Source organism: Thalassotalea insulae (genome assembly GCF_030161395.1).
GTDB lineage: Bacteria > Pseudomonadota > Gammaproteobacteria > Enterobacterales > Alteromonadaceae > Thalassotalea_E > Thalassotalea_E insulae.
Map to the genome: position 1 here is coordinate 3,158,041 of NZ_BSST01000001.1, position 26,375 is coordinate 3,184,415.

A 26,375-nucleotide genomic window follows, 5' to 3' on the forward strand; every position below is an offset into this window, starting at 1 on the left:
TGCTCAGTTACACGATGGCATTTATTCGATGCCATGAGCGGCATTCACCGATTTTATACCATCAGGACCATGACAAAAGATGCAGGTTTCTACTACGTCATGGCTATCAATAGCACTTTGACTGGTATTAAAAGATGCCCCACCGTTTTGTATCATATGTGCTTTTGACAAATAATCATCGTGACAGGATGAACATACGGCTGCTGTTGGCGTAATTTTTATATCATCTAATCGGTCAGTCAGGCTTATTCCTGTATCTATAGTTGAACCTTGGACGCTTACATCCAGTGGCAGGCGGTAGCTGTCGTTTACATGACAGGTTTGACAGTTATTTAATTTGCCGGGAAAAGTCACGTGACTGAAATTATGCTCTGAGCCGCCGAAACCATAGACAATAAAAGGCTCAGTGCGCATTTCGCTGGCATGAATACTATGAATTAAGCGTTTAAAGTCGATGGAGCGCTCTTTTAAGCCATCGGCCGACGCAGGGCTACGTTTGGTAATATCGGTTGCGTTTGGATTGTGACACATAGCGCATAGCTGGGTATTGTCGTTACGGTTGGCGCCATGCAGGCTTAAGTTAACATGACAGGCCTGACATTTTTCAATAGTGACGATTTCGCGTCGAGCGACAGGTTGATCGTCGGTAATGGCAAAATAGGCAACCTCGCTTTTAACCGGAACCCTGTCAGAGTAGACGCCATCCCCGTCCAGATCTACCGCAGGGTGCCCTTCTAACGCAACAGCACCAGAACCTGTCTGATTTTGGGGAATGGCGACATTTGACGTTACGGTGAAGCTGCCATCGGCATTATCAATGGCTGTGGTTAACGGGTTGAGTGATACGGCTCTGGAGACAAGTGAACCGCTGTTTTCATTGTTGTAGTCGGTAGTGCTCCATGCCAGATCAATAGCGATGCGCGAAGCTCCACCTTCGGCTTTAAATTCACTATCGTTTAGAATATCGTAGCTTTTGTTGTTATTTTCTGGGTTGGTAATGGAAAAGGTTATTTCCGGCAGTTCATTAGCTTGGGTATGAGTGACAGATAAAATGTTAAATTGAAATTTATTGCTCGCTATTTGGCTATCGATTTGGTGTGAGTCAGCGATACTGCCAACAAAGCCACCAGTGCGATGACATACCGAGCATTCGCTGTTGTCAATCATGACCCCTCCCGGATGTCCTCCGTCTTTGCCAAGCGCAAAATTAATATCGTCATGACAGGAACCACAAGCCTCTATTGTTGGAGTTGTTTGCCATTTGATCGCATCCGGGGTTAGTGGGTCATCACTGTTATGGCATTTGTTGCAATTGCGAATATCCATAGGCAAGGTGACCTCTGAGTAATCATGTTTTCTGTCGCGAAAGCCCCAAATCGCATATTCTTCACCGGCAATTACGCTAGGTAAGGATACTCCCCGGTGAATTTTATGAATCATCACCTTAAAGTCTAAGCTGTTGTTACTGTTTGCATCCGTGCTGCCTGGATTGTGGCAAGTGACGCACAATTGGGTATTAATACGTCCTCCGCCGTGCAGAGCTAACCCTCCATGGCAGGCGTTACAGTTTTCTGTAGTGACTAGATCATGAGTTAATATACCTGTTGTTGCCTGATCTAAAGGGCGCCAGGTATAACTAGCGTTAGTGGTTGGCTGGTCATTACCACTAATTTGCACTGCTAAACGATGCGTTAATTCTGGTTGATAGCTCACTATTTGTGGTGAGCTTATCTGGGTAATATCGTGAGCAAAGGTATAGCGATAACTTCCGTCATCATTATTGACTAAAGTGCCTTCTCTGTCTTGAGTAGCTTGAATTTTGGGGGTCGTACCAGGGCCGTTACCATCTGCATTTTCTATCGTATTGATATAACTTTGCCAAGCATCGCTATTGCCTTTGGTACCGGGGATTAATTTTGCTAAGGAGAAGCGAGGAGCTGTGAGAGTGGTATATGGCTGACCGTTTTGATCGCTAACAGAAAAGTAGACAATTGGTGCGCTATTTATTTCAACTTTATTAATGGATACCGTTAATAAAGTTGCCGGTTCTGTTATCACTGGTGGAGTGCTTGGTCCTTGTGGTCCAGGCTCTCCGGCAGGACCTTGGGCACCATCCTGACCGTCTTGTCCACAGCTAATAATCAACAAAGCTAATGAACACAATATAACGGACTTAATATGTTTGCTAAAAAAATCGTTATGGGCATTCATCTTTTTTCATCAAATTTAAGTTATTAAGTGAGCCCCTTTTGTGTTTAAAATTTCTTAACCTCACTTTATACAAAGGGAATTTATTTTTTTGTGTCGCTATCAACAACTAAGTTTAGACTGTATTAAAAAAAATCCTGATTTTTTTGTGTTTTTTCTGAGCATTCATGCAAAAGTGATTATTTGCATGAGATAGATCAATATAATTATTGCTTGGAATTTATCTATGCAGGCGTGAGATGGTTGAGAATTTGTGATTTTTATTGGTAAATAGTATTTTTTACGTTTAAGCTCCGCCCATTAAGAGAATTGAGAAATAGAAGTAGGATAATATGAAATTTGAAGCTAAAAATCGCAGCCGACGTTTACGTAAGAAATTACGGGTAGATGAATTCCAGGAATTGGGGTTCGATGTTGCATGGAAGTTTGCCGATGACATTGATTCTGATGCAATCGATCAGTTCATCGATCGTTTTTTTGCTGAGGTGATCGAACCTAATGGTTTAGGCTTTGGCGGTGAAGGTGATACCATTTGGCATGGTCTTATCTGCACGCAAAAAATTGGTAAATGCAGTGACGAACATAGAAGTGCAGTAGAAAGCTGGTTAAAAGACAATGGTGCGACTGCGGTATCTGTCAGTGAGTTATATGATGTCTGGTGGGCTGAGTAAGCTCGTTAATATTATGAAGGTTTAATGAAAAGCCTGATGATGACGATCGTCAGGCTTTTTTGTTGCTAATAATTAAAAATGATATTTCACGAGCAAATTAACATTGTTTTCATCTACGTCTTTAATGCCGTATTTGTTTAACCAAAATACGTATTCAATACCGATATAAAATTTGTTTTTTAAATTCATCGCCTCGCCAATATTGTATTTAAGTTGGGAAGTTAAATTCATCGTGGTGTGGCTGTCATCGGTTGATGAAACATAATCGATAAAGCCATCGTACATCAATGGACCAATCGGCACCGCCCAACTTAAGGTTGACTGCATCGCGTTATCGCCAAAGTCGTTATTTTTATGGTAAAAGTTCGCTTTAAAATAGAGAAAATGCGGAATTTTTAAATTAGTGCCAACGCCTATGAGATAATTAGTAAAGTTTTCACCAACTTCTGCGGTGGTTGCCAAATAGATATTTTCTAAAAAATCGTTTTGATAGTTAGAAAGTTGCCAGCGCGGGGAAAATTCGGCATAAGTTTCACGGTCACCATTATTTGAATGTAGGCGATCAACAAACAGGAAACTGTCACCCCAGCTATAGCCAGCTGCATGTTCAAAGGTAAAGACAGTGCGGTTATTGTCTCCCACTTCATAGTCATTACCTTGCAGTAAGGTGGCGCTAATATCAGACCAAAGCACTTCAGCCTGACATTGCAGCGTTAACAGCAACGAAAACATTGCAATAAGTTGTTTCATCTTAATATCCCTTATTCAGTTTTAAATTGTGCTACTAGTTGCGCAAGTTGTTGTTTTTGTTCTTCAAGCTCGTTCATTACTGCTGCGGTGTTAGTCGATAAGGTGGAAATCTCGACCGCCATATCCGCTATTTTAGTGACATTTTGATTTAATTCACTAATTACGCTCGATTGCTCCTGGGTGGCAGTGGCAACCTGAGTATTCATCGCGGTAATTTCAATGATCTCGCTAACGACTTCTTGTAATAACTCTTTTGCGCCAGTAGTTTTATCCAGTCCTTGGCTCGCGAGTTCAGTATTGGCCTGCATTGCAGTTACGGTTTCATTGGCCTGAGTTTGCAGGCGCTGAATCACATCATTAATTTCCTGAGTTGAGGTTTGAGTGCGTCCGGCAAGGGTACGAACTTCATCGGCAACTACCGCAAAACCTCGGCCCTGTTCGCCAGCACGCGCTGCTTCAATCGCGGCGTTTAAAGCCAGCAGGTTAGTCTGTTCTGAAATACTGCTGATGGTGTCGACAACGGAGCTAATCGTTTGGGTTTGCTGAGCTAGCTCAGCTATTTTTTCTTGAGTGATACGGTTACTTTCCTGTAATTGTTGCATCACTTCACTGGTATCGTCAACTTGTTGATTTGATGTGGTTATTTGTTGCTCTGAAACCTCTGTTTTGCTGGCGGTGTTAGAAGCTAACTCACTGACTTCTTGAATACTGTGACTCATTTCATTTGTGGCAGTGGCAACAGAATCAGATTCAACTTGCTGACTTTTCACTAGTTCACTAACGGTGTCTGCCATTTCTGTTAGCTGGATAAAGGATGAGTCCATAATGTGTTCTGTTTGTTTGATTTCAATCATTATGTCTCTAACTTTGGCAATAATCGCATTGAATCCTTTGGCGAGCAGGCCTAATTCATCACCCCGGCTATCGTCTAGTTTTTGCGTTAAATCGCCACCTTTACCAGCCATTTCCAGTAACTTCTCGCCTATGTGTAATATAGGTTTAGTAATGCGGTTGGCAAGTAGCACCATTAAAAAGATAAATATCGCGACAATAACAAAGTTTAGTATGGCTGTTTGGGTCAGTGCCGCATGTATTTTGGATAAGGGTTCTGCTTTTGGCAGCATGGCAATGATTTTCCAGTTGAGTTCAGGTAAGCCTACGCTAGCAACGTAATATTCTTCTCCTTGATAATAAACTTCATCAAAAACATAACCGGCATTTGTGGTGAGCAGTTTAGTTGAAGCGTTAGAAAAACCGTCAAACTGTTTTAATTGTTTTTGCACTAGCGTAGAAAGTTTCGGGTGAATAATCACTTCACCTTGCTGATTAGTAACAAATACATAGCCTTGTTCGCCTATTTTATTGCTCAGGATATCGGCGCTGATCTCGTCAACCGCATAACCAAGTCCTGCAACGGCTATGTTATTTCCTTGGTGTTTGACCCGATAATTAACAAATGCGGTAAGTTTAGTGGTGCCTTTTTCAATATCAAAAGATATTTCAAATGGTTTATCACTATTAATAAATTGATAAAACCAGCCGTCATTTTGTTGGCTTACCTGACGTGTTATACCATCTTGGGTATAGTAATTGCTGGAGAGATTCGACACCCAGAACACGGTTAAGGCATCGTTTTCTTTTTTCATATGCTGGAGAAATTTAATGACTTTTTCCTGTTCGTTTTGAGGTTCACCGGCAGCTGCCCAATCCAGTAAAAACTGATTTTGGGTGATGGCTTTGGATAGCTCTAACGGCGTACTAAGTTGCTTACGAATACGGGCTTCAACTTTTGCCAGTTGATTCGGTAATAAGTCCTGTTCAATATTTTCGCGAAATACACTGCTAAAGATCAGATTGTTTAATGCAATACTCAAGATGGATAGGGTGATTAACGAGGTTGTAATCACGGCAATCAATGCTTTTCGAATAGAAATATTATTAGCCCAAGCGTTAATGTTCATTGCTATATTGTCCAAAAGTTATTTTTTATTAGTATTGTCGAATATCAAGCAATTGCATAATTGCTTGAATAAAAAGTAATTATCTTGTTTGAGTTTATGGCGCTAAACATAGATAATATGCGCCCCAATTTTTGTGTAAGAAAGATCATGACAGAAAGAACTCATAAAACCATTGAACAAGCTGAGCAAGAAGGCAAATACATACGTAAAGTACGTAGTTTTGTGAAGCGTGAAGGCAGATTAACTAAGGCTCAGGCTAGAGCGTTAGAACTGTATTGGGGTGATATGGGGCTAAATCATCAAGATGGCATGATCGATATTAACACCCTGTTTGCTAATGATAATCCTGTCGTATTGGAAATTGGCTTTGGTATGGGGAAATCTTTAGTTGAAATGGCGAAAAATGCACCTGAGTTAAACTTTATTGGTATTGAAGTGCATAAACCTGGTGTCGGCGCTTGTATTGCACTTGCGAAAGAGCAAGGTGTTGATAATTTAAAAGTGTATGAACATGATGCCATTGAAATTTTAGCAGACTGTATTCCTGATGGCAGTTTAACTACTGTACAGCTATTTTTCCCGGATCCCTGGCATAAGAAAAAGCATCATAAACGTCGTATCGTACAGCCGGAGTTTGTTGAATCTATTCGCCGAAAGCTAAAAGTTGGTGGTGTTTTTCATATGGCAACAGATTGGCAAAATTACGCAGAATGTATGCTGGAAGATATGCAATCGGCTCCTGGTTATAAGAATTTATCTGAAACCAATGATTATGTGCCGCGTCCTGATTCAAGGCCGCTGACCAAGTTCGAGAATCGTGGTCAGCGTTTAGGTCATGGAGTTTGGGATTTACAGTTTGAACGTGTAGATTAATAAGCTGATTAAATCATTTGGTAAAAAATCCGCTATGCGGATTTTTTACTTTTAAGAGAGATATAAGCGATATAGCCGCTATAGGCATCAATAATGAAATGGCAGGCAATTGCCAGAATAAGTGAATCGAAAATAATTACTGTAGCAGCTAAACCAAGTCCAATAATTGCTGTTCTGAGTATGCCTGCTTTACCTTGATAGATATGTGGTAAAGCAAAAATCAAACTTGCCACAACTAATGCCAGATATTGATCCATGTATTGAGTCAAAAATGGTATTAAATAGCCTCGATAAAGTATTTCCTCAGCGACACCAGCAGTGGTGCATACGCCAACTAAATATAACATTAGTTGTTTTTTAGTTTTCGGCATCAGCCAGCTAACTGATTCCATTTTTTCAATTAATTGTTCTCGGATCTTTTGTGAATTTTTTACCTGAACAATACCAGAAATAACAACTCCCACCAGTAGAATCAAAATCACCAGCGCCCACAGCATTGATACGTTTGAGCTAGCAATAATAGGTATTGTCATATGGTTACTTAAGAGAGCTAAAATTGCGCCCGGCCATATTAGTAAAATGGTTTTCCAGTATATTGCTGATAGTGTTGTATTACCTGACTGAATCGCTTGCATTTCAGTTTGGTGCGTGAAGTAGTTATAAATTGGTAGTGCTAATAGGTATAGCCAGATTAATCCGTCGATAATCGTCATCGTCAACTCACTTTTAGTGATAAATCAAAACAAGCCTTAATCATAACGAAAAGCTTTTGATAAATTTATAGTGTATATTTAAATTTAATTTAAACTAAAAGTTTACAAAGTGTTTAAAACTGAATCATTACAAGCGTTTGTTAGTGTCGCTGAACATCAAAGTTTTACTGATGCTGCCGCGAAACATTCGCAAACGCCGATGGCATTAAGCAAACAGGTTTCCCAATTAGAACTGAAATTAGGTGAAGCGTTATTCATTCGTACCACGCGTAAAGTCAGATTAACTGAGTTTGGCGAAGCGTTTTACCATAAAGCACAGGATATTCTTCAGCAGCACCTGTTACTGGATGAATGGCTAGAAACAAGAGAAGAAAAATTAGCTGGTACACTAACAATTTGTGCGCAGCATGGCGATATGTATGTTGAAACCATCTACCCTTGGGTTGACGAATTCTGTCAATTATACCCTGAGATTAATTTGCGCTTTGATGTCAATGAAAGCGTGATCGATATTCATCAACAGCAGTACGATATTTACTGGGGAGTCTCTGAATATTTAGGGGAAAAATTTAATGGTTTGAAAAAACGATTTCTGTGGCGTTCTAAATACGGCATTTATGCGGCACCTCAATACTTAAAAAAATATGGTGTACCTACTACGATAAAAGAACTTCAGGAGCATAAGGTTATTGGGTATTTACATAATCAACCGAATAATATACTTGTTTATAAAAATCCTGAGGATAGCTCTGATAAGCCTTATGAGGCAATTGAACTTGCGAGTGATATCCAGACGGTGGCTGGTTTAACTGAGCTGGCAGCGCAAGGTCTGGGGCTAATTAATGCTGCTGCCGATCAATTAGATATTAAGCGACATGTTCTACAGGGCACCTTAGTTGCTGTTTTGGAAGATCATTGGTCCGATGCCGCTGAAATTTATATTTATTACCATCAAACTAAGGTAATGCAAACGAAAGTTAGAGCTTTTATTGATTTCTTTTTAGCAAAACGTCCTCTGTGGTCGGCATAAGTTAATGCATGATGTACTTTTCAATATGAAACAAGTGCTGACAATGGCGATAATTTCCAGCTTCGATGAGCGAGTCCTTAGTAACTATTTCATGATTTAGCGCATACTGCATAATGCGAGCCGGGTGTTGACACCAATAATTAATAGTGGCTTGAACATGACAGTCATTATTTGGCGTGAGTTCAGAGCGCGTTTCTTCTAATTGTGCTCTTATCGCAGCGATTACTTTAGGTTTTATTTCGCTTTGAATCTGCTGTTTAAAGTGGGTAAATTGCTTTGCCCGGTATAACTGCCAAGCCATCCAGGTAATTATAATTACTGCGATTACTGCAAAAATTTCCACACGTACTACTCATTATTAATCTTGGCAGCAGTGTAAAATAACCGAGGTAAAAAAGGTATGCTTTTTTACTTCAGTTAAATTTATGCGCAGTAATTATGGTATGAAAATACGTGTTAGCGTTATTGGTCTTGTCTAATTTCTGTCACTGTTTGGTAACCTATACCCCAGTTATCGGTATTCACTTCATCTATAACAACGAAGGTGGTTGCCGGATTTTTATCAAGGACGTCAACGAGTAGTTGTGTGGTTCCTTTAATCAGTGCTTTCTTTTGTTCATTAGTGACATTTTCATTAGTAATCTTAATATTAACGTAAGGCATTATTTACTTCCTTTTTTTCTGGCAGATCGGCGTAGAGTTTATTGACGATGCGCCATTGGTTGTTTTCTTTGAGCAGCGAAAGAAAATCAATATAGTGGTTACCCAGTAACGGGCAATCTACTTTTACCATCGCCTGTTGACCGATAATTTCAATATTCAGTATTTGATATTGATAGCTGTGGTTTAACTTTGCAGGAACTTGACGTGTAGCGACCAGCTCCAACCATTGCTGTTTAGTGCGCCGGATATCTGGTGCTTGTAAACAGGCGTTGTCATCGAAAATATTATCCAGTTTGTCGATGTCAGCGTAATGGAGGCCATCAAAATAATCGTGAATAAGTGCGGTTATTTGCTGATAGTCAGACATAGTGACCTCCATATAAGGTTATGCGGCAAATGCAGCAGAATGGGTTGTTTCATTGTTAACTGCTTGTATAAAGCTGTCTAAGGAGGTGATTTTGTTAATCATTTGCTGAGTCTTTTCCCCTAAAATAATATTTGTTGGGAAGTACTGGTTCCAGCGTGAATAAATGGTCAGCATAATATCTGCAGCAGAATAACTGCTGCCACCAAGAAATGGCTGACCTTGCAATCTTTGTTCAACGATTGACCAAAGCTTATTCAGGTTTTCTGTTGCTGCTGTTAACGCCTGCTCTTTTGCTTGTTCATCTGTGATTGCTCCAGCAATAAAAAATAACTTGCTATAGGCGGGGTGAACGGTGGCATTAGCAAAAAGAATATCTTGTTTAGCCTGTACTTGTTGCTCTTTATTTGATGGATAAAGTGTGCTCCGGTGTTTTTCTAATAGATGTAAAACAATAGCGGCACCTTCAAGTAATACTTGCTCACCATCTTTAAGGACTGGTACAGCTCCGGTTGGACTTAACTGATGAAAGTTAGTAACTGCACGTTTATCGATAATGTTAACGCTTTGATTTAATTCATTTAGTATCACTTGCGTTGCCAGTGAACAAGCATTTGGACTGTAATATAGGGTATACATGGTTTACTTCCTTATTGGTTGAATTGATTGTTACTGTAATCCTGTTTATTGGTTTGATATATATCTATAATGAGAACTAAATGTTCAATATTTGGAAACAATAAGGGGTTGCTGGCGTGGATAAGCTAAAATCAATGCAAAGTTTTGTCCGTCTTGCAGAGCTCGGCAGTTTTACCCGGGTAGCAGAAGAACGTAATAGCTCTAAATCATTAATCAGCAAAGAAATTACTATGCTGGAAAATGACTTAGGTGTGCGTTTACTGCATCGTTCAACCCGTAATTTGCATTTGACACTTGAAGGTGAAAGCTATCTGGCCAGGTGCAAAGATATTTTGTCACAGCTAGAAAGTGCAGATGCCGAGGTGCAAGGGCGGCATAATCTGGTTAAAGGACGGCTGAAAATAAATGCGCCGATGTCATTAGGGTTAACAGATCTTTCGCGGCTATTTGCTGACTTTATCACTGAGTATCCAGAGATAGAATTAGATCTTCATTTAGGAGATGAGAAAGTAGATCTGGTAGAGCAGGGGTTTGACCTTGGTTTTCGGGTTAGTAGCCAGACACTTGATAGCGCTTATGTCGGCAAACCACTTTATCAGTTTAATTATCATATTTGTGTGGCGAAAAGTTATTTAGCGAAGCATGGACCAATTAATCATATCTCGCAGTTGAGTGAGCACAATTGCTTTAATTACAGTTATCGTTTGGGAAAAGGGATCTGGCCGTTAGAAAATGGCGTTCAAGTCAGTGGTAATATTCGGGTAAATAATACCAATTTCTTGATGGAGTCTATTAAACGAGGTTTAGGCATTGCGCTCATCCCAGAATTTGTCTGCCGTGAGCATTTAGAACAGGGGGAGGTTGTCACCATCTTAGCAGACGTTAAACGACCTAAATTAACCTTGTATGCTCTCTACCCATCTCGTCTGCATGTACCGCCAAAGCTGAGAATATGTATCGAGTTCTTTCAACGCTGGTTTGAACAGCAATACAATAACGACAGTAAGCTATAATTGAATTACTTTATTCATTTAGCGTAACCCTAAGGGGAGTTTTCTTGGTGTTAACACGTATATTATTAGTTGTTGCGCTAGTTTATTCAGGTCTTGGCTATACCAGTAGTGAAACTAATCCGTTGACTGAAGTTAATCTACAGCTGAAATGGCGCCATCAGTTTCAGTTTGCGGGTTATTATGCTGCGCTCGAACAAGGGTTCTATCAACAGGCAGGCTTTGATGTCAATCTATTAGAGCGCTTGCCCGGTCCAACCCCGATAGAACAACTTATAATAGGGGATGTTGATTATGCGGTTGTTGGCGCTGGTGCACTGGTTTACCGTGCTAACGGTGTTCCTTTAGTTGCGCTTGCTGCCATTTATCAACATTCTCCGTCAATATTAGTTAGTCGCTACCGGAAACTTAGTGAATTAGCAGGCAAAAAAGTCATGCTTAGTGCTGGCATTATGAACGCTGAAATAAATGCGATGTTTGAAAGTGCAGGTGTCAATTTTACGGATATTAAGGTGGTACCGACGGAGCAACCCTTACAAGGCTTTATTGGGCAAAAGTATGCAGCTTTTAACGGCTATCAAACCAACGAACCGTTTTATCTTGAGCAAATAGATATTCCTTATTATGTTATTGCACCTTCTGATTATGGTGTGTCATTTTACGGGGATATTTTAGTGACTTCTGAGCATCAATTAGCGACAAATCCTGAAGGTGTAGCGCGTTTTAGAGCTGCAACAATAAAAGGTTGGCAATATGCTATTGCCCATGTGGATGAAATCGTTGAATTGATTTTGACAAAGTATAATAGTCAGAAAAAATCTCGAGAGCTGTTAACGTTTGAAGCTAAAGCGCTAATTGAGTTAATTCATGCCGACATAGTACCTATTGGCTATATGAATATAGAACGCTGGCAAAGCATCAGTGATATTTTAAAAACAGCAGGTGTTTTTAAACAGCGAGAACCTGATTTAAATAAGTTTTTATATAGTGAATACCTTGAGAAGGGGCCGCTGGATTGGGTGATATATTATAAAATTGAATTGTTATTATTAATGGCTGCGTTGCTTGGCATGATGATGATGGTGCACAATTCCCGGCTTAAGCAAACAATAAAAGAACGTACTCAGGAACTTAGACAAGCGAAAAAACAGGCTGAAATAGATGCCAGAACGGATGTATTGACGGGATTGGCTAATCGTCGTCATTGTTTGGAAGTGATTGAACACGATTTATCCTTGGCAAAACGCAATGGTTTGGCTTTGTCGGTTATTTATATGGATATCGACTGGTTCAAAAAAATTAATGATCAATATGGTCATGGCGCTGGTGATGAAGCGTTAAAAAAACTTGCTAATATATTAAAACGGAATGTTCGTGCTGCTGATACCCCGGCACGTGTTGGTGGTGAAGAATTTGTCGTGATCTGCTTAGAAAAAGATAAACAGTCGGCATCGCATTTAGCGGATCGTATTCGTACAGATATACAAAACACTAAAATTCATTATCAGGATGTTAGTTTTAATCTGACGGTAAGTTTTGGCGTTACCGCTTTTTCTGATGGGGATTCGGTTGACAAATTACTGCAAAAATCAGATCAGGCCCTCTATGAGGCAAAAGAGGGCGGTAGGAATAAAGTCGTGTGTATTTAACTTGTTAGTGTCAAAGTTACGGACGAAATTGAGCCCCTTCGTGCATTAGTAATTTCGCTTTTAGTGATAAACCGCCGGCATAACCTGTGAGCTTGCCATTACTACCAATGACTCTGTGACAGGGAATAATCAATGCGATGGGATTAGCCCCATTTGCTGTGCCGACTGCTCGTACTGCTTTTTTATTATTAATTTTTTCTGCTAGCCAAGCATAAGTTTTTGTTTCGCCTCGTTTAATAGTTGTTAACGCTTGCCATACCGTTTGCTGAAATTTAGTACCTTTTGGTGCAAGCGGTAAGTCAAATGTATCGCGGCTGCCGGCAAAGTACTGATCAAGCTGCTGGTGAACTTGCTGAAAAACCACGTCGTTTTGTTGAAAGTTTTCAGGAATACTGATCGCAGCATCGGTATTTTGAAATGCTAATGCTGTTAACCCGTTATCATCTGCGGTTAATGCAATTTCGCCAAGCGGTGATTGATAAATGCTGTAATACATAAGTTAATCCTGCTGTTGAGATTCATTTAATGGTTTTAGCGAGTGCCATAAATAAATGGCAGCATAGGCACGCCAAGGTCGCCATTGTTGTGATAGTGCTAAAATTTCTTTATTTTTTGGTGTGGTATCTTGCTCGGTTAATGCTTTAATTATACCTAAATCTGCACTTGGAAATGCATCTGGATCGCTCAAACCACGCATGGCAATATAGTTAATCGTCCATGGCCCGATACCTTTAAGTTGGCACAATTGCTTTTCCAGCTCTTCAAGTGACTGATAGTTTGTTAACAACTCATGGTTTTGTTGAAAATATTTTACCCAACGTTGCAAGGTTTCCCGTCTTGAACGGGTTAATCCTAAGTGATCAAAGTCTGTATTTACCAAGCTATTAATATCAGGGAAGGTTAACGAAGTTGCTTCTGGCAAGTGTGCAAAGTGTTTGCCATATTGCTGGCAAATTCGCTCGGCATAGGTAGTAGCCGCTTTGACGGAAATTTGTTGCCCCAGAATTGCCCGAATCGAAAATTCAAAAATATCCCAACTGCCAGGTAATCTTAAGCCAGGAAAACGTTGTATCACCTGCTTTAATTTGGGATGCGTATTTAATTGTTTATGAATCAAATTGATATCCGCATCTAAGTCAAACATCCTTCTGACCCTGATAATAACGTTATTTAAGTAACTAAAGTCTGATAACGACACTTGCATCACTAAGGCGGATTTTTTTACATGATGGCGAATGGCTAACCAGCCGGTACAATCATCAATGGCAATACTGCGTTGATAGCTGTTATCAGTAACATATTCAACTCCGGCAATTTGCCGATAGTGAAAGAACTCCAGCATTAGTGACCAATCAAATGGTGGTCGATACGAGAGGATTATTTCGATAGTATTTTCATTTAAGGGCGATGCGTGACGTTTTCGCAGTGCTTTTGGTGAGCATTGATAACAATGTTTGATTGCTTCATTAAAACGGCGAATACTGTTAAAACCACTGGCAAAACAGATATCACTAATAGTTAGTTCCGTTGTTGATAACAGCTTACGCGCTAATAACAATCTTTGCTGCTGGAAATATTCACTCGGTGAAATACCAAAATGTTGATTAAATAAACGTTGTAGTTGTCGGCTACTAAGTTGGTGCTTACTCGCAATAGAGGCTAATGTATCTTGCTTATAATCAAAATTGTTAATGATTTTTTTTAGTTTTAATGGCAAGTTTTTTGTTGCTGCTTGCTCTGGAAAACAGCGTTTGCACGGAGTATAACCGGCAAGAAGTGCTTGTTCTGCACTTAAATAGTAACGGACATTCTCTGCTTTCGGTGGCCGTGCCGGACAGATAGGGCGACAGAATATTCCCGTACTTAATACCGCAGTAAAGAATTTACCATCAAAACGAGCATCTCTACTTAATCTGGCGCTTTCGCAGGTTTGAATATCGAGTTGTTCAACAGACATAGTTCTAATTAACTACCTAATTAATTGTTAGGTAAGAATATGCCTATTGTACTTAAATACTGGCGAAAATCAGACATCAATTGTGAAAATAATTAGTGGGTGATTGGCCGAGGGTAAAATATCGACAGTTATATTAAACAGCTGTGCTGATAATTTATTAGTTAATATTAATAAGAACTTACTATTTTTACTGCGCTTTTTAGAAATCACTTAGTCATTTTTAATATTTCGTCAGTGTTTTTAAACTTTGCATAAGCTTTAATTGATGTGCATCAATATAGTGGATCTTGCATTAAAGGAATAACCACAATAATAACGAATAAAAAACATACCTATTAATACGTTCGGGGAGAGCAGTATGTCGCACGGCTACTATCGAAGCTTTACAAATATTCAATATAAAAAACACGCCATCGCGCAAGCGATCATTTTATCATTATTTTTCACTCCTCTCTGGGTAAGCGCTGCATCATCAGAAACTGTTGCACAACAGGAACTGGACGTAGAAGTGATGACAGTCACTGCGCAAAAGCGGGTGCAGAACATTATGAAGGTACCGGTTACCGTTGATAGTGTTTCTGCCGACACCATTAAGCAGTCTGGCTCTGTGATGTTAAACGATATCGACAAATTTATTCCCGGGTTTGACTTCAGTGATGGTGATGTTACTCAGGCTGGCGTGACGATGCGTGGTGTGTCCAGTCCTAACATAAGTGTTGGGGGCGATCCTTCTACTGCAACGTTTTTTGATGGTGTTTATTTACCAAGAGCGGCGCAAAATGTTTTGTTTTCCGATATGCAGCGGGTAGAAGTGTTAAAAGGACCACAAGGTACATTATTTGGTAAAAATGCCGCTATGGGGGTGGTGAACATGATCCCTAATGCACCAGAAGATGATACCACTGGTTTTATTAAGGGCAGTTTTGGCAGTGATAATTTGCAGCGCATTGAGGGCATGTTTAATGTCAGCCTTGCGGATAATGTCTATTTACGCCTTAATGCGCTATCTAATCAGCAGGACGGTTATATTAAAAATGTCGCCAGTTCTTCGCTATCAGATAAAAATGCTGGCGATGCTGGGGAAAAGGATCATCAGGCGGCACGTGCTGCGCTGAAATGGGAGATTTCATCTCGTACTGATCTGCAACTTTCTTATGATTGGGATCAGTTAGATCAGGCACCGGGAGCGGCAATCGGCTTAAGCCCTTATGCCGAAAACCCAGGCGAACCGTTCGCAGATACCTTCGCTAACGATGTGGTAAACGGTAACGAACGCCGTGATATGACGGCGGTAACGGTTAAGTTAAATCATGAGTTTAACCAGCAATGGTCGATGATGTTATTGTCTAGCAAGCGTCAATGGGAAACTTATAACCGTATTGATGAAGACGGTACTCAAAATATTTCCCGCTATTTAGATACTGATAACCATGAAGATTCTGATATTTTCTACAATGAGTTACAGGTCAACTACAACAGCGATAATTTCCACTATGTTGGTGGTGTCACTTACTCAAAAGAAGATGTTCATCAAACCACCTTTATCACAACAACAACTGATACCGCAGCTCGGCTGGTTTCTGGTCAGCTCAACGAACAAATTGCTGCTGGCGTCAGAGCAGAGTTTGCCACTGGTGTCGGAGTTTCACCTGATGATGTACCTCAGGAAACCGTGGATTATTTGCTTGCGCTTAATGGCTTACCACTGGAGCATATTTGGGATGCCGAGCAATGGTCAACGGCATTAAATTTAATGGGAGTTGCTGGCGATATCATGGATTATCTCGCTTATATTGGTGCTGTGCCTGCTGGCACACCGTTAACGCCCGAAATTATCACTCTAACAGGTGATGCCACATATGATATTGTGGCTCAACAACTGGATATTGCTGAAATCTTTGGTCCAAGTTACAGCAATCAAATGTGGTCAGAAAACTTTATTAATAATGGTGAATTTACCAGCTATGGTATTTATTCTGATTTTGACTTTCAGTTATCAGATCAATGGAATGTTTTTTTTGGCCTGCGACATTCAAAAGATGAAAAAGACTTTTCTTGGCAGGTATCACAAACGCAGTTTGCGCAAGTACGGTCAGGGATTAACAATATTTTATTCCCGGCGCGAGACCAGCTATGGCAATCTAAGTCTTGGAGTAAGACTACCGGGCGTTTGGGCACAGGTTATATCATCAATGATGACCATATGGTGTTTGCTTCTGTGGCGAATGGTTATAAAGCCGGGGGCTTTGACTCGCTAAACTCGCCACACAGCGAAAGTAGTGGTGAGGTGCTGATCGATCCGGAAACAGGCAAAGCGATTGATGTCTCGTTTGAGCCAGAGGAGTCGTTAAACTATGAATTGGGCTATAAGGGCATATTGTTTAGCGAAATCAGAACGACTTTATCACTGTTTCATACCGTGTTAGATGACAGGCAAATTAGTAAAAACTCTAAGCCTCCGGGGCAAAATCAGGCATTGCCAACCATAGTTAATGAAGATATGACCATTGACGGTTTTGAGCTTGGTATGAACTGGCAAATGACACAAACGTTAGCTGCAGGTTTTGTCACTGAAGTACGTAATACGGATGTGGAAACGGAAGCATTTTATAATGATTCAGGTACCTTAATTGAAGCGGGTACGGCAAAAACCGATACCACAACCTCATATACTTTGGTGGCTGACTGGTTGCCTAATGTTTCTTCAGGCTCTGCGGTTGTTCATTTTGATTATGTCTTTAAAGAAAATGATCGCGGTTTAGAAATTGGCAATGACGATTGGGTTAACAGTATTCCACATTATTTTGACGATACTAAATTGCTCAATGCCCGAATTTCTTGGATTAATGACAGTGAGTCATTAGAAATCGGTGTCTGGGGAAAAAATCTGTTAGATAATCGTTATCCAGGTTTTGTCGGTGGGCGTACTAAAGATATTCTGGGAACCGGCTATACCAGCGTCAATAAAGGATTAGAAGCGGGTGTTGATATTAAATACATGTTTTAACTGATAAAAGTTTTATCGTGAAATGCTCAGTATTGCTTATAGCGTGCTGAGCATTTTTATTATTTGTCGCTAGGAATTCTTGATTTTTCTGTTTAGTATGGGAGCTTCATTTAGAGATCTGACCACAGTAAAAAAAGAAAGTTATGGCTGAATTTTTTTATCATATTGCATTTGCCCAGATGGCACTTTGTGCCTTGTTATTGTTTCCGTACCGGGCGTTAAATTCTTCAATTCCGCTTTTTATCCTATTAATGGTGTGTAGCTGTGGTTACTTAGTCAGTTATTCATTTGGCGATCTAGCGTCACATTCAGTGTTATGGTGGATCGGACATATAGGTGGCAATGCATTACCTGGTGTATTCTGGCTGGTTAGCTTAAGTGTGTTTGGTGACCATACAGTGCTAAAACGCGGGCAGTATCTGGTTGCTTCGTTAACCTTAGTGATCCCGTTTACTGCAGAACTAGTACAACAATTATTTACCATTGAATTAGCAGATTATGAAGCGATTTATGGTTTGGTGACTTATGGCGGTTTACTGTTGGAACTGGTTCTGATCTCACACGCATTAGTGATCTCATTTTGTCAGTGGCGAGATGACTTGGTGCAGGAACGACGCTATATCCGTGGTGGTGTGATCACTATTGCATCTGTTTATATTATTATGGTGATCATTGCTGAAGAGTTGTTTCGAATTGAATGGCAGTGGTTGGATTTATCAAAGAGCTTTATGTTAGTTGTATTGGTTACAGGTATTAACTTTTTCTTATTTCGATTAAAAGAATCCAGTTTGTTTGAAACCGTTAAAGCGGCAGAAATTGATAGCCAACGTCGGGCTGCTTTAACGCCCGGTTCAAAAGAGTTAGCGCGGATAGTGGCGTCGATGGAACAGGATAAGTTATATCAACAGGACGGTATGACCATTGCGGGGTTAGCAAAACATCTGGCAATTCATGAATATAAATTAAGAAACCTTATCAACGGCAAATTAAACTATCGCAACTTTAATGATTTTCTCAATTATTACCGCATTAAAGAAGTTACTGATGCGTTAACTGATCCAACATTTCAATCAACCCCGGTATTAACGTTGGCATTAGAAAGTGGCTTTCGCAGTTTAAGTTCATTTAATAAAGCATTTAAAGCTACTCATGGTATTACACCGACAGAATTTCGAAAAAGAAATTTACAGCAGCCTTAATTTAACTTGTTGTTTTATTGGTTAATTACTTCAGTTTTTGGCTGGTGTTTTCTTGTGTGACCGGCTGATTTTATAATTCGTCAGCTTTTTTCTGGAATTCGTCAGCAATTCTTTTCAGGCGCTATATAGTGAAATCATCAGTTATTTGGTGAATTTCATTTATGAGTAATGTTCAGCGCAAATATAGCTACTTAGCTTTTTTCTTTACCTTGTTAGTATCTGGTACGCTTGAAGCGGTTGAGCTACCAAAAACTTATCAACAGTGTGTGGCTTGTCATGGGGATAACGGGCGGGGTAATGCACAATTAAAAGCACCAGTATTAGCCGGGCAGTCTGCATCGTATTTAACTAGACAATTGCATAACTTTGCTAACGGGCTAAGAGGTGCAGATAAAAGGGATGCGCTTGGCCAGCAGATGGTGGCGGTGAGTCAACAACTGGATTTTTCAAACCAGGTTCCGGCACTTGCTCAAGCGTTAAGTCAGCAAAGTGTTAAGTCTGAGCAAGCGGCATCAAGCGGCGACCTTAAAAATGGCAGTCGTTATTATCAGGCAAAATGTGGTGCTTGCCACGGTGGTCAGGCTCAGGGGAATGAAGCGTTTAATGCGCCTAAATTAGCTGGTCAGCTGCCGGAATACCTTAAACGGCAGATGAATAATTTTGTTAGTGATATTCGTGGCAGTCACACCAAAGATAAGCTCGGCCGGCAAATGGCAATGATGGCAAAAACTACGTCAGGTAAAGAACTTGATGATATTTTGCATTATATTGCTGTCCAGCAATAATAGGTAAGTATATGAAAGTACTATCTTTTCTACTGCTCTTTTTCGCTGGTGTTTCATTAACAGCTGAAACAAAGAGCGAGTCTTTTGTGCTAAAGGATAATTGTCCGCCAAGTTTTGAACTAACTAAGCAGGGCATTTGCCGACTGGTTACTCAATATCAATTTTATACCTCAGTACAAGGACGCGGTTTAGGCGGTACCCGCACCGCATTGCCACCGCATCGAGACGGCTTTACCCCTGAGCAAATCGACTTAGGTCGTTATCTATTTTTTGATCCAGTACTTTCGAAAGACGGCACCATTTCCTGTGCCAGTTGCCATCAGCCGGATAAAGGCTTCAGTGATGCACGCGATCGTAGTATCGGTATCACAGGAAAGAAGGTTGCACGTTCTGCTCCGACATTATGGAACGTCGCTTTTCTCGATAAATTTTTCTGGGATGCGCGGGCTGCAACACTGGAACAGCAGGCTCAAGGACCATTATTTGATGCGATGGAAATGGGCAATACGCCGGAGCAGTTATTAGCAACTTTGCGCAATAACCCGGATTACCAAGTTATGTTTGCTCAAGCTTATCCAAAGGCAAGCGATATTGAGCTTGGCATGGTGTATCGCGCATTAGCGGCATTTCAAACATCGCTGATCTCGTTAAATAGTCGTTATGACAGATATGCCCATGGTTATCATCAGGCGCTTAGTCAAAGAGAAATTGCCGGGCTAAATGTTTTTCGTTCTTTCGTAGCCCGCTGCGCTGAATGTCATCAACCGCCGTTATTTACCAATAACCAGATCGCCGTTATTGGGACACCTGAACCTGAAGGCCGACCATTTGATATGGGTGCCGAGAACACGTATCACGTGTCACAATTGAAAGGTGGCTTTAAGGTGCCGACTTTGCGAAATATCGTTAAATCAGCCCCTTATATGCATTCTGGCCGTTATAACAAGCTGATTGATACCGTGAAATTTTATAACGATGGTCGGGGAAATGCTGTGCCTGAAGATCAGGAACTATTGCTACATTGGCATATTGCTGAACCTAATTTAACCGATGAAGAAATGCAGCTGATCGTTGAGTTTCTTGCCACCTTAACCGATGAAAGTTTAACGCCACAAATACCGAAGCATGTTCCGTCAGGATTAGCACCAATCGATCAGGCTTATCAGCAAAGCATTAATAATAAGCAAATAACAACTAACGACAATAATAAAGCAACAGAGCAACACGGAGATTAATATGAGTTCAGGAAAAATAGTAGCAGCGCTACTGGTGGTGGCTGCCTTTGTTGGCGGAAGTTACTATGGCAGTGTGCAAGTAGCAGCGCCAGTGATAACGAATAGTTCGGAGGGGGCAAGTTATGGCGGGGGCTATGAGCAGTCGTCAGATAGTGATGCAAGCGGGCAAGAAGCTAAGCCAAGTAAGCAAGTTAGGTATAAAAGCCAAGTTGCGGATCGTTCTATTGCGGGTCAAACCCACGTGGTCAACGATGGTGAATCTATTATGGCGGCAGTGCAAAACGCTCAGCCTGGCGATACGATTCAGGTGATGCCGGGCAGATATCATGAAACGGTTTATATCGATAAAGATAACATCAGTATTATTGGAGTGATTGAGCAAGGAAAACGTGCGGTGCTCGATGGTAAAAAGCAATTAAATGATGCGATTTTATATTCAGGCAATAACTTTATCGTGGAAAATTTAGAGATCACTAACTATAAAGGCAATGCCATTATGGGGCAGGCAGGTAATAACTTTGAAATTCGTAATAACCTGATTGTTGATACGGGTGTGTATGGTATTTTCCCGCAACTGGGTAAAAATGGTGTGGTGGAATATAACATTGTTTCCGGTATTGAAGATGCGGCAATTTATGTTGGGATGAGTGATAACATTCATGTTGCTCACAATGATGTTTTCGACAGCGTTGCCGGCATCGAAATTGAAAACTCTCGTCATGCGATTGTTGAAAACAACAATGTTCACAATAATACGGGTGGGATCTTAGCCTTTATTACTCCGGGCCTACCGATTAAAACGACCTTTGATGTCATTATTCGAAATAATTTTATTGTTGGTAATAATCATAAAAACTTTGGCGCACCAGGTTCAACTGTCAGCGGAATTCCGGCTGGTACCGGTATTTTGATCATGGCTGCTGATGATGTGGTGGTGGAAGATAATATTATCGCCAATAATAAAACCGCCGGTATTTTGATCACAGATCATGATAATGCGCCAAATACTACGATAGATCCTGAATCTGATCCTAAACCGGATCGGGTGATGATCTTAGATAACGTCATGTATAACAATGGTTATGATAGCATTGATGAGGTTAAGGCCTTGTTGCTGACCGAATTTAAACAAGGAAATGCAGATATTATTCGGGTTGGAGCCAGTGAAGACAGCTGTATTATTAATCGTCACCGTTATACTTCTGCCGGTGTGAATAAATGGCAAGAATGTGCGTTTACTAATACCGATGAGTTGTTGAGTTATTTACTGGATGAACCTGTCGCTCCGCGGGTGATAGATCCGGCTGAGCGTGGTAGTGTGGTCTACAATGGTATTTGTGCTGGTTGCCATACCTATACTGGCCGTATGATAGGACCGCCGGTACAAATTATTCAGGCGCTGTATATGGATAACCCACAAGGAATTGCTGATTATATTGCCAATCCAAGCAAGAAGCGCGAAGATTACCCGGAAATGCCGCCACAAAATTACCTTGACGAAAAAACACGTTTGGCAGCTGCAAAACATATGCTTAGTGTCACACGCTAAGCAAAAATAAAATAAGGTGAATAGTAGCGTAATGGCTGTTGTTCACCTATTTACTCTTCCTCTGATGGTGCTCTTTTTTTAGCGTATTACGTTAAAGTCTATGGTTATAGCTCGTTATCTTTATTCACTGTCTCTAATAAGCAACAGTATAAGTTAATGAAATTATTAATCTTTTCTTAATAGTGTTTATTCATGTTGTCTAATAGCGACACTTATTGTGCTTGTTTCTTACTGTATTGTTCTTCTTAGTATGTAACCTGTTGATTATTAGTTGTTTTTAATTGTTGGCACCAAAGTTGATTTACCTATTACGAAAGCACCAAGAAATACTAGCGATTGGTTAATCATTAATCTTGGGCTGAATTAAAACAATTTGATTTTAAGTATTAAGTGAGAGGAAAAAATATGAAAAATTTAGCGATGACATTATCAGCAGTATTTATGCTAGCGTCAGTAAATGTATATGCAGGTTCAGATTTTAGTAGTTTAGACGCAGATGGCAATGGTGCTATTAGCCAAGCAGAAGCACAAAAGAATTCAGCATTAGCAGAGCAGTTTAAAAAACTTGATACCAATGCTGATGGCGAGTTAAGCAAGGAAGAGTTTGCTGGTTTTGAAGGCTAGTCATTAAGTTTTACTATTTAACCTCGGCTTTGGATAAGTCATGCGTGTTTAGTTGTTATTTTGACTAAATTCTTGGCGATATTGAAGTAGATAGGGGGCTATTATTACTTCATAATGCTTTGAATTTAAATAAAAATATCATTTGCAAATGTAAAATAACGATAGCTGTTGTTTAGTTTGATATCCCGCTATTGCTTATGCAAGCTTGAGGTTAATTTAGTAAATAGTATTTAACCTGTTATTTGTAATCCCCAACCAATGGTGACAGGTTAGATAGTTTTTGGCTGTTTTTAGGTTTAGTTACTTAAAGGCAGCTTTTTTATTTGACGTAATGAGTTGATTAATTATCAATTTCCTATTAAAAATTTGGTTATTTAGCAAGAATCAAAAGGCTTATAGGCATGGTTTTATGCTCCAGAAAAGCCCTAAGTACTTCCATCCTTGTAGGCAAAGCTATTATTTTATGGAAAGTCGCAGCGGTGTTAGCAGAATTAAACGTTTTTGAGTTTTCTTGTGATGAATCTTAATCAGTTATTTAGATAAAAGCTCAGGTTTTCCCAAGCCTTTATCCATATAAATACTCGCTATACTGTTTTTAACTTCCAGTGGCCTTTGTTAAACACCCGCCAGCCGATAAAAGCAAACACTAATTGTGCCAGGGTAACCGATATAAAGACGCCGGTTGGTCCTAATTCCAGCCATTTTGCCAAGCCATAAGCCAGCGGTATCTGAATTAGCCAATAGCAAATAAAGTTGATCCGAGTTGGCGTCATGGTATCACCAGCGCCGTTAAATGCCTGCACTAAGATCATCCCTAAAGCGAAGAAACCATTGCCATAGCTAATATAACGCAAGCAATCTACTCCATAAGCTAGCACTTTGGCTTCAGAGGTAAATAAACCGATAATTTGCGTTGGTATTAGAATAAATAGCACTGCAACTGCTAATAAAAAATAAATATTGTATTTAGCAATACGCCATACCGATTGTTCCGCTCTATCCGGTTGGTTTGCCCCTAAGTTTTGCCCAACTAATGTCGCTACTGCATTGCTTAAGCCCCAAGCTGGTAAAATGGCGAACATAAACACTCTTATCGCTATGGTATAGCCGGCGACAGCTTCACTGCCAAAGGTTGAGACAATACGTACTAAGGCAATCCAGCTGGCGGTAGCAATTAAAAATTGCACTACACCGCCAAATGACAGCTTGATCAAATTCAGACAAATAGCTGCATTTAATGCTAAATGTTGCCAGGCAAGTTGAATGCGACCTTTAATGCCAAATAAGTAGCTTAATTGATAGAGGACGCCTGTCCCCCGACCAATAGTGGTTGCTACTGCGGCACCAGTTAAGCCCATTTCTGGAAATGGGCCGATACCATAAATTAACAGCGGATCGAGCACGATATTAATACCGTTAGCCAGCCATAGCGAGCGCATAGCAACAGAAGCATCTCCAGCGCCTCTAAATATTGCATTAAGCAAAAACAGATACAAAATGGTAATAGAACCGGTGAGCATTATTGTGGTGTAGTCCTTTCCCGCGGTTATTAAGGCTTGATCTCCGCCCATTAACGCGAGAATATCTTCCGCAAAATTAAGCCCAACTATGCCAACTAGTAAGGCTACTGCCAGCCCTATCCAGAGGGTTTGTCCTGCAACGACATTAGCCTGTTCTGTATTCTTTTCACCGTAACGACGGGCAACGGTTGCCGTTACTGCCATACTAAAACCTATGGCAACGGCATAAAGTAGTGTGAGCACGGCTTCGGTTAAACCAACCACGGCAACAGCTTGAGCGCCAAGCCCAGAAACGAAAAAGATATCTGTTATTGCAAATATCGATTCCATTAACATTTCTAATACCATAGGTACTGCGAGCAAAAATGCTGCTACGCCAATAGAACCTGAGGTTAAGTCTTGATGATTACCTTTTAGTGCCAGTTTAAATAGCTGGCGAATACCAAGTTTACTCGTTGGTAATTGAGTATTTTTTTCTTGAGTTGTCAAAATAATAAAACCTTATTATTAATCAAATTTTTTTGGCAAAAATTCGAGTATAAAACTTAAATTCCAAGCGCTGGAATAATTAATAACGTTGAATTGAATAATAGGATAGGGGAAGTAACAAATGGCAGTGAGTTAAGGAGTTATACCCTAACTACGCAAATATGACTTGGGATTTAGAAAGACTCGTTACTGGAAATGACAGCTAAAACGAGCTTAACAGCCTATCCTTGTGGATACAATATCAGCGATAACAGTATGTTGTAGAGTTGAATTGTTCATTGTCTCGCTCCAAGAGGCTAGTAGAAGCAAAAATATCTCAGCCATCGAGTTAAAAGTCAAGCATAATAGATGATTTACTTTTGTATACATTATGCAATAATGAGGGTTTTAAGCGAATTGCAGGTGTATAATGATCCCGGCTGAACAAATCAATCAAATCCTCACCTTTCCAGCATTAGTAGACGCCATTGAGCAGGCATTTACCCAAGATATTAGTGTGCCGCCTCGATTACATTTTGATATGGAAAACCCTAAAGCGGCGCGAGAAACCACTTTATTAATGATGCCAGCGTGGCAGGCCGGTGATTTAGCTGGAGTAAAACTTGTCACAGTTGCGCCAGAGAACAGTAAAAAGCAGTTACCTTCTATACAAGGTATTTATTTGTTATTTGATGTCGATACCGGCTCGTTAAAGACAACATTAGATGCGCCATCATTAACGGCTAAACGTACTGCAGCAGCGTCGGCATTAGCCTCACGCTTTTTATCTCGACCTGATAGTTCAACCTTACTTATGGTCGGGACCGGTACATTGGCACCCCAGCTAATTGCTGCACATGCCAGTGTTCGTCCTATTACTAAGGTGCTGGTATGGGGGCGAAGCTTAGCAAAAGCTCAGCAAATATGTCAGCAAGTGGCCCATTTAGCTATTGAAGTAGAGGCAATTGATGACCTTGAAACACATATAGCTCAAGCCGATATTATTTCTTGTGCGACATTAAGTCAGCAGCCGCTTATTTTTGGTGATTGGTTAGTGCCAGGACAACATCTTGATATGGTTGGCGCTTATCGTCCTGATATGCGGGAAATGGACGATAGCTGTCTGACAAAGGCTAGAGTCTTTGTTGATAATTTTGAAGGGGCGCTACGAGAAACAGGTGATATCGCGATACCATTAGCTACTGGGGTACTAACCAAAGAGGCGATAAAGGCAGACCTGTTTGCCTTATCTCGGAAAGAATATGTCATTGAACGTGAGCAAGGTGATATTACGGTATTTAAATCTGTTGGTCATGCCTTAGAAGATTTAGCAGCGGCGAAAATGGTATATAGCAAGCTGTAGTAGCCATTTTAGTTAAATGACAATGCATATTCCTGTTCAGCATTAGTTGCTGATTAGCTTTAGGATTTTTGTTAACAGTTTGTAAGAGCAGCCAGTATTTAATTGACATTATCGGCTTTGGCTATTTTAATTAAGGT

General features: G+C 40.3%; 23 protein-coding genes. 12 read left to right on the plus strand and 11 right to left on the minus strand.

What is annotated here, in order from left to right; all coding sequences use genetic code 11:
- Positions 1-21: 21 nt before the first annotated feature.
- Positions 22-2,211: an OmcA/MtrC family decaheme c-type cytochrome gene (locus tag QQK06_RS14285; protein ID WP_284245412.1), complete on the minus strand. Its 2,190-nt coding sequence runs from the start codon at positions 2,209-2,211 to the stop codon at positions 22-24.
- 329 nt (positions 2,212-2,540) lie between these two features.
- Between QQK06_RS14285 and QQK06_RS14290 the strand changes: the two genes are divergently transcribed.
- Positions 2,541-2,879, plus strand: a complete 339-nt coding sequence (locus QQK06_RS14290; RefSeq protein ID WP_284245413.1) for a 50S ribosome-binding protein YggL — start codon at positions 2,541-2,543, stop codon at positions 2,877-2,879.
- 72 nt (positions 2,880-2,951) lie between these two features.
- Here QQK06_RS14290 and QQK06_RS14295 read toward each other — a convergent pair whose 3' ends face one another.
- Positions 2,952-3,629 carry an outer membrane protein OmpK gene (locus tag QQK06_RS14295; RefSeq protein WP_284245414.1) on the minus strand — a complete coding sequence of 226 codons (678 nt, stop codon included), beginning with the start codon at positions 3,627-3,629 and terminating at the stop codon, positions 2,952-2,954.
- Positions 3,630-3,640: 11 nt separating this feature from the next.
- Positions 3,641-5,590: a methyl-accepting chemotaxis protein gene (locus tag QQK06_RS14300; RefSeq protein ID WP_284245415.1), complete on the minus strand. Its 1,950-nt coding sequence runs from the start codon at positions 5,588-5,590 to the stop codon at positions 3,641-3,643.
- 147 nt (positions 5,591-5,737) lie between these two features.
- On the opposite strand from QQK06_RS14300, the gene trmB reads away from it, so the two are divergent.
- Positions 5,738-6,463 carry a tRNA (guanosine(46)-N7)-methyltransferase TrmB gene (gene trmB / locus QQK06_RS14305; RefSeq protein ID WP_284245416.1) on the plus strand — a complete coding sequence of 242 codons (726 nt, stop codon included), beginning with the start codon at positions 5,738-5,740 and terminating at the stop codon, positions 6,461-6,463.
- 32 nt (positions 6,464-6,495) lie between these two features.
- Here the strand turns inward: trmB and QQK06_RS14310 are convergent, their stop codons facing one another.
- Complete coding sequence (locus QQK06_RS14310; RefSeq protein ID WP_284245417.1) at positions 6,496-7,176, minus strand: CPBP family intramembrane glutamic endopeptidase; 681 nt, start codon at positions 7,174-7,176, stop codon at positions 6,496-6,498.
- 109 nt (positions 7,177-7,285) lie between these two features.
- Between QQK06_RS14310 and QQK06_RS14315 the strand changes: the two genes are divergently transcribed.
- Positions 7,286-8,206 carry a LysR family transcriptional regulator gene (locus QQK06_RS14315; RefSeq protein ID WP_284245418.1) on the plus strand — a complete coding sequence of 307 codons (921 nt, stop codon included), beginning with the start codon at positions 7,286-7,288 and terminating at the stop codon, positions 8,204-8,206.
- A 1-nt stretch (position 8,207) separates the two neighbouring features.
- On the opposite strand, the gene QQK06_RS14320 is transcribed toward QQK06_RS14315, so the two are convergent.
- From QQK06_RS14320 to QQK06_RS14335, 4 genes are all read right to left on the minus strand, one after another.
- Complete coding sequence (locus QQK06_RS14320; RefSeq protein WP_284245419.1) at positions 8,208-8,549, minus strand: hypothetical protein; 342 nt, start codon at positions 8,547-8,549, stop codon at positions 8,208-8,210.
- A gap of 119 nt (positions 8,550-8,668) precedes the next feature.
- A complete protein-coding gene (locus QQK06_RS14325; RefSeq protein WP_284245420.1) occupies positions 8,669-8,869 on the minus strand; it encodes a 4-oxalocrotonate tautomerase family protein in 201 nt (66 codons plus the stop codon).
- Entirely contained in the window at positions 8,856-9,236 is a 381-nt protein-coding gene (locus QQK06_RS14330; protein WP_284245421.1) for a nuclear transport factor 2 family protein, read from the minus strand. The genes QQK06_RS14325 and QQK06_RS14330 overlap by 14 nt, the downstream gene beginning before the upstream one ends.
- Before the next feature lie 18 nt (positions 9,237-9,254).
- Positions 9,255-9,872 (minus strand): glutathione S-transferase family protein, encoded by a 618-nt coding sequence (locus QQK06_RS14335; protein WP_284245422.1) that lies wholly within the window; start codon positions 9,870-9,872, stop codon positions 9,255-9,257.
- Positions 9,873-9,988: 116 nt separating this feature from the next.
- On the opposite strand from QQK06_RS14335, the gene QQK06_RS14340 reads away from it, so the two are divergent.
- Both QQK06_RS14340 and QQK06_RS14345 read left to right on the plus strand, forming a co-directional pair.
- Entirely contained in the window at positions 9,989-10,885 is an 897-nt protein-coding gene (locus QQK06_RS14340; protein ID WP_284245423.1) for a LysR family transcriptional regulator, read from the plus strand.
- A gap of 47 nt (positions 10,886-10,932) precedes the next feature.
- Positions 10,933-12,531, plus strand: a complete 1,599-nt coding sequence (locus QQK06_RS14345; protein WP_284245424.1) for a GGDEF domain-containing protein — start codon at positions 10,933-10,935, stop codon at positions 12,529-12,531.
- A 16-nt stretch (positions 12,532-12,547) separates the two neighbouring features.
- Here the strand turns inward: QQK06_RS14345 and QQK06_RS14350 are convergent, their stop codons facing one another.
- Positions 12,548-13,027 carry a methylated-DNA--[protein]-cysteine S-methyltransferase gene (locus QQK06_RS14350; protein WP_284245425.1) on the minus strand — a complete coding sequence of 160 codons (480 nt, stop codon included), beginning with the start codon at positions 13,025-13,027 and terminating at the stop codon, positions 12,548-12,550.
- 3 nt (positions 13,028-13,030) lie between these two features.
- Positions 13,031-14,488 (minus strand): DNA-3-methyladenine glycosylase 2 family protein, encoded by a 1,458-nt coding sequence (locus tag QQK06_RS14355; protein ID WP_284245426.1) that lies wholly within the window; start codon positions 14,486-14,488, stop codon positions 13,031-13,033.
- Between the two features lie 358 nt (positions 14,489-14,846).
- Between QQK06_RS14355 and QQK06_RS14360 the strand changes: the two genes are divergently transcribed.
- The 6 genes from QQK06_RS14360 (at position 14,847) to QQK06_RS14385 (ending at position 22,887) form a co-directional block, all read left to right on the plus strand.
- A complete protein-coding gene (locus QQK06_RS14360) occupies positions 14,847-17,495 on the plus strand; it encodes a TonB-dependent receptor (protein WP_284245427.1) in 2,649 nt (882 codons plus the stop codon).
- Between the two features lie 143 nt (positions 17,496-17,638).
- On the plus strand, positions 17,639-18,694 hold the full coding sequence (locus QQK06_RS14365; protein WP_284245428.1) for an AraC family transcriptional regulator: 1,056 nt from the start codon (positions 17,639-17,641) through the stop codon (positions 18,692-18,694).
- 161 nt (positions 18,695-18,855) lie between these two features.
- A complete protein-coding gene (locus QQK06_RS14370; RefSeq protein ID WP_284245429.1) occupies positions 18,856-19,479 on the plus strand; it encodes a c-type cytochrome in 624 nt (207 codons plus the stop codon).
- Positions 19,480-19,490: 11 nt separating this feature from the next.
- On the plus strand, positions 19,491-20,714 hold the full coding sequence (locus QQK06_RS14375; protein ID WP_284245430.1) for a cytochrome-c peroxidase: 1,224 nt from the start codon (positions 19,491-19,493) through the stop codon (positions 20,712-20,714).
- 1 nt (position 20,715) lies between these two features.
- Positions 20,716-22,263, plus strand: coding sequence for a parallel beta-helix domain-containing protein (locus QQK06_RS14380; protein WP_284245431.1), 1,548 nt, complete (start codon positions 20,716-20,718; stop codon positions 22,261-22,263).
- A 405-nt stretch (positions 22,264-22,668) separates the two neighbouring features.
- Positions 22,669-22,887, plus strand: a complete 219-nt coding sequence (locus QQK06_RS14385; RefSeq protein ID WP_284245432.1) for an EF-hand domain-containing protein — start codon at positions 22,669-22,671, stop codon at positions 22,885-22,887.
- 584 nt (positions 22,888-23,471) lie between these two features.
- On the opposite strand, the gene QQK06_RS14390 is transcribed toward QQK06_RS14385, so the two are convergent.
- Positions 23,472-24,896: an MATE family efflux transporter gene (locus QQK06_RS14390; RefSeq protein ID WP_284245433.1), complete on the minus strand. Its 1,425-nt coding sequence runs from the start codon at positions 24,894-24,896 to the stop codon at positions 23,472-23,474.
- Positions 24,897-25,305: 409 nt separating this feature from the next.
- Between QQK06_RS14390 and lhpI the strand changes: the two genes are divergently transcribed.
- Positions 25,306-26,238, plus strand: coding sequence for a bifunctional Delta(1)-pyrroline-2-carboxylate/Delta(1)-piperideine-2-carboxylate reductase (gene lhpI, locus QQK06_RS14395; protein WP_284245434.1), 933 nt, complete (start codon positions 25,306-25,308; stop codon positions 26,236-26,238).
- Positions 26,239-26,375: the final 137 nt, after the last annotated feature.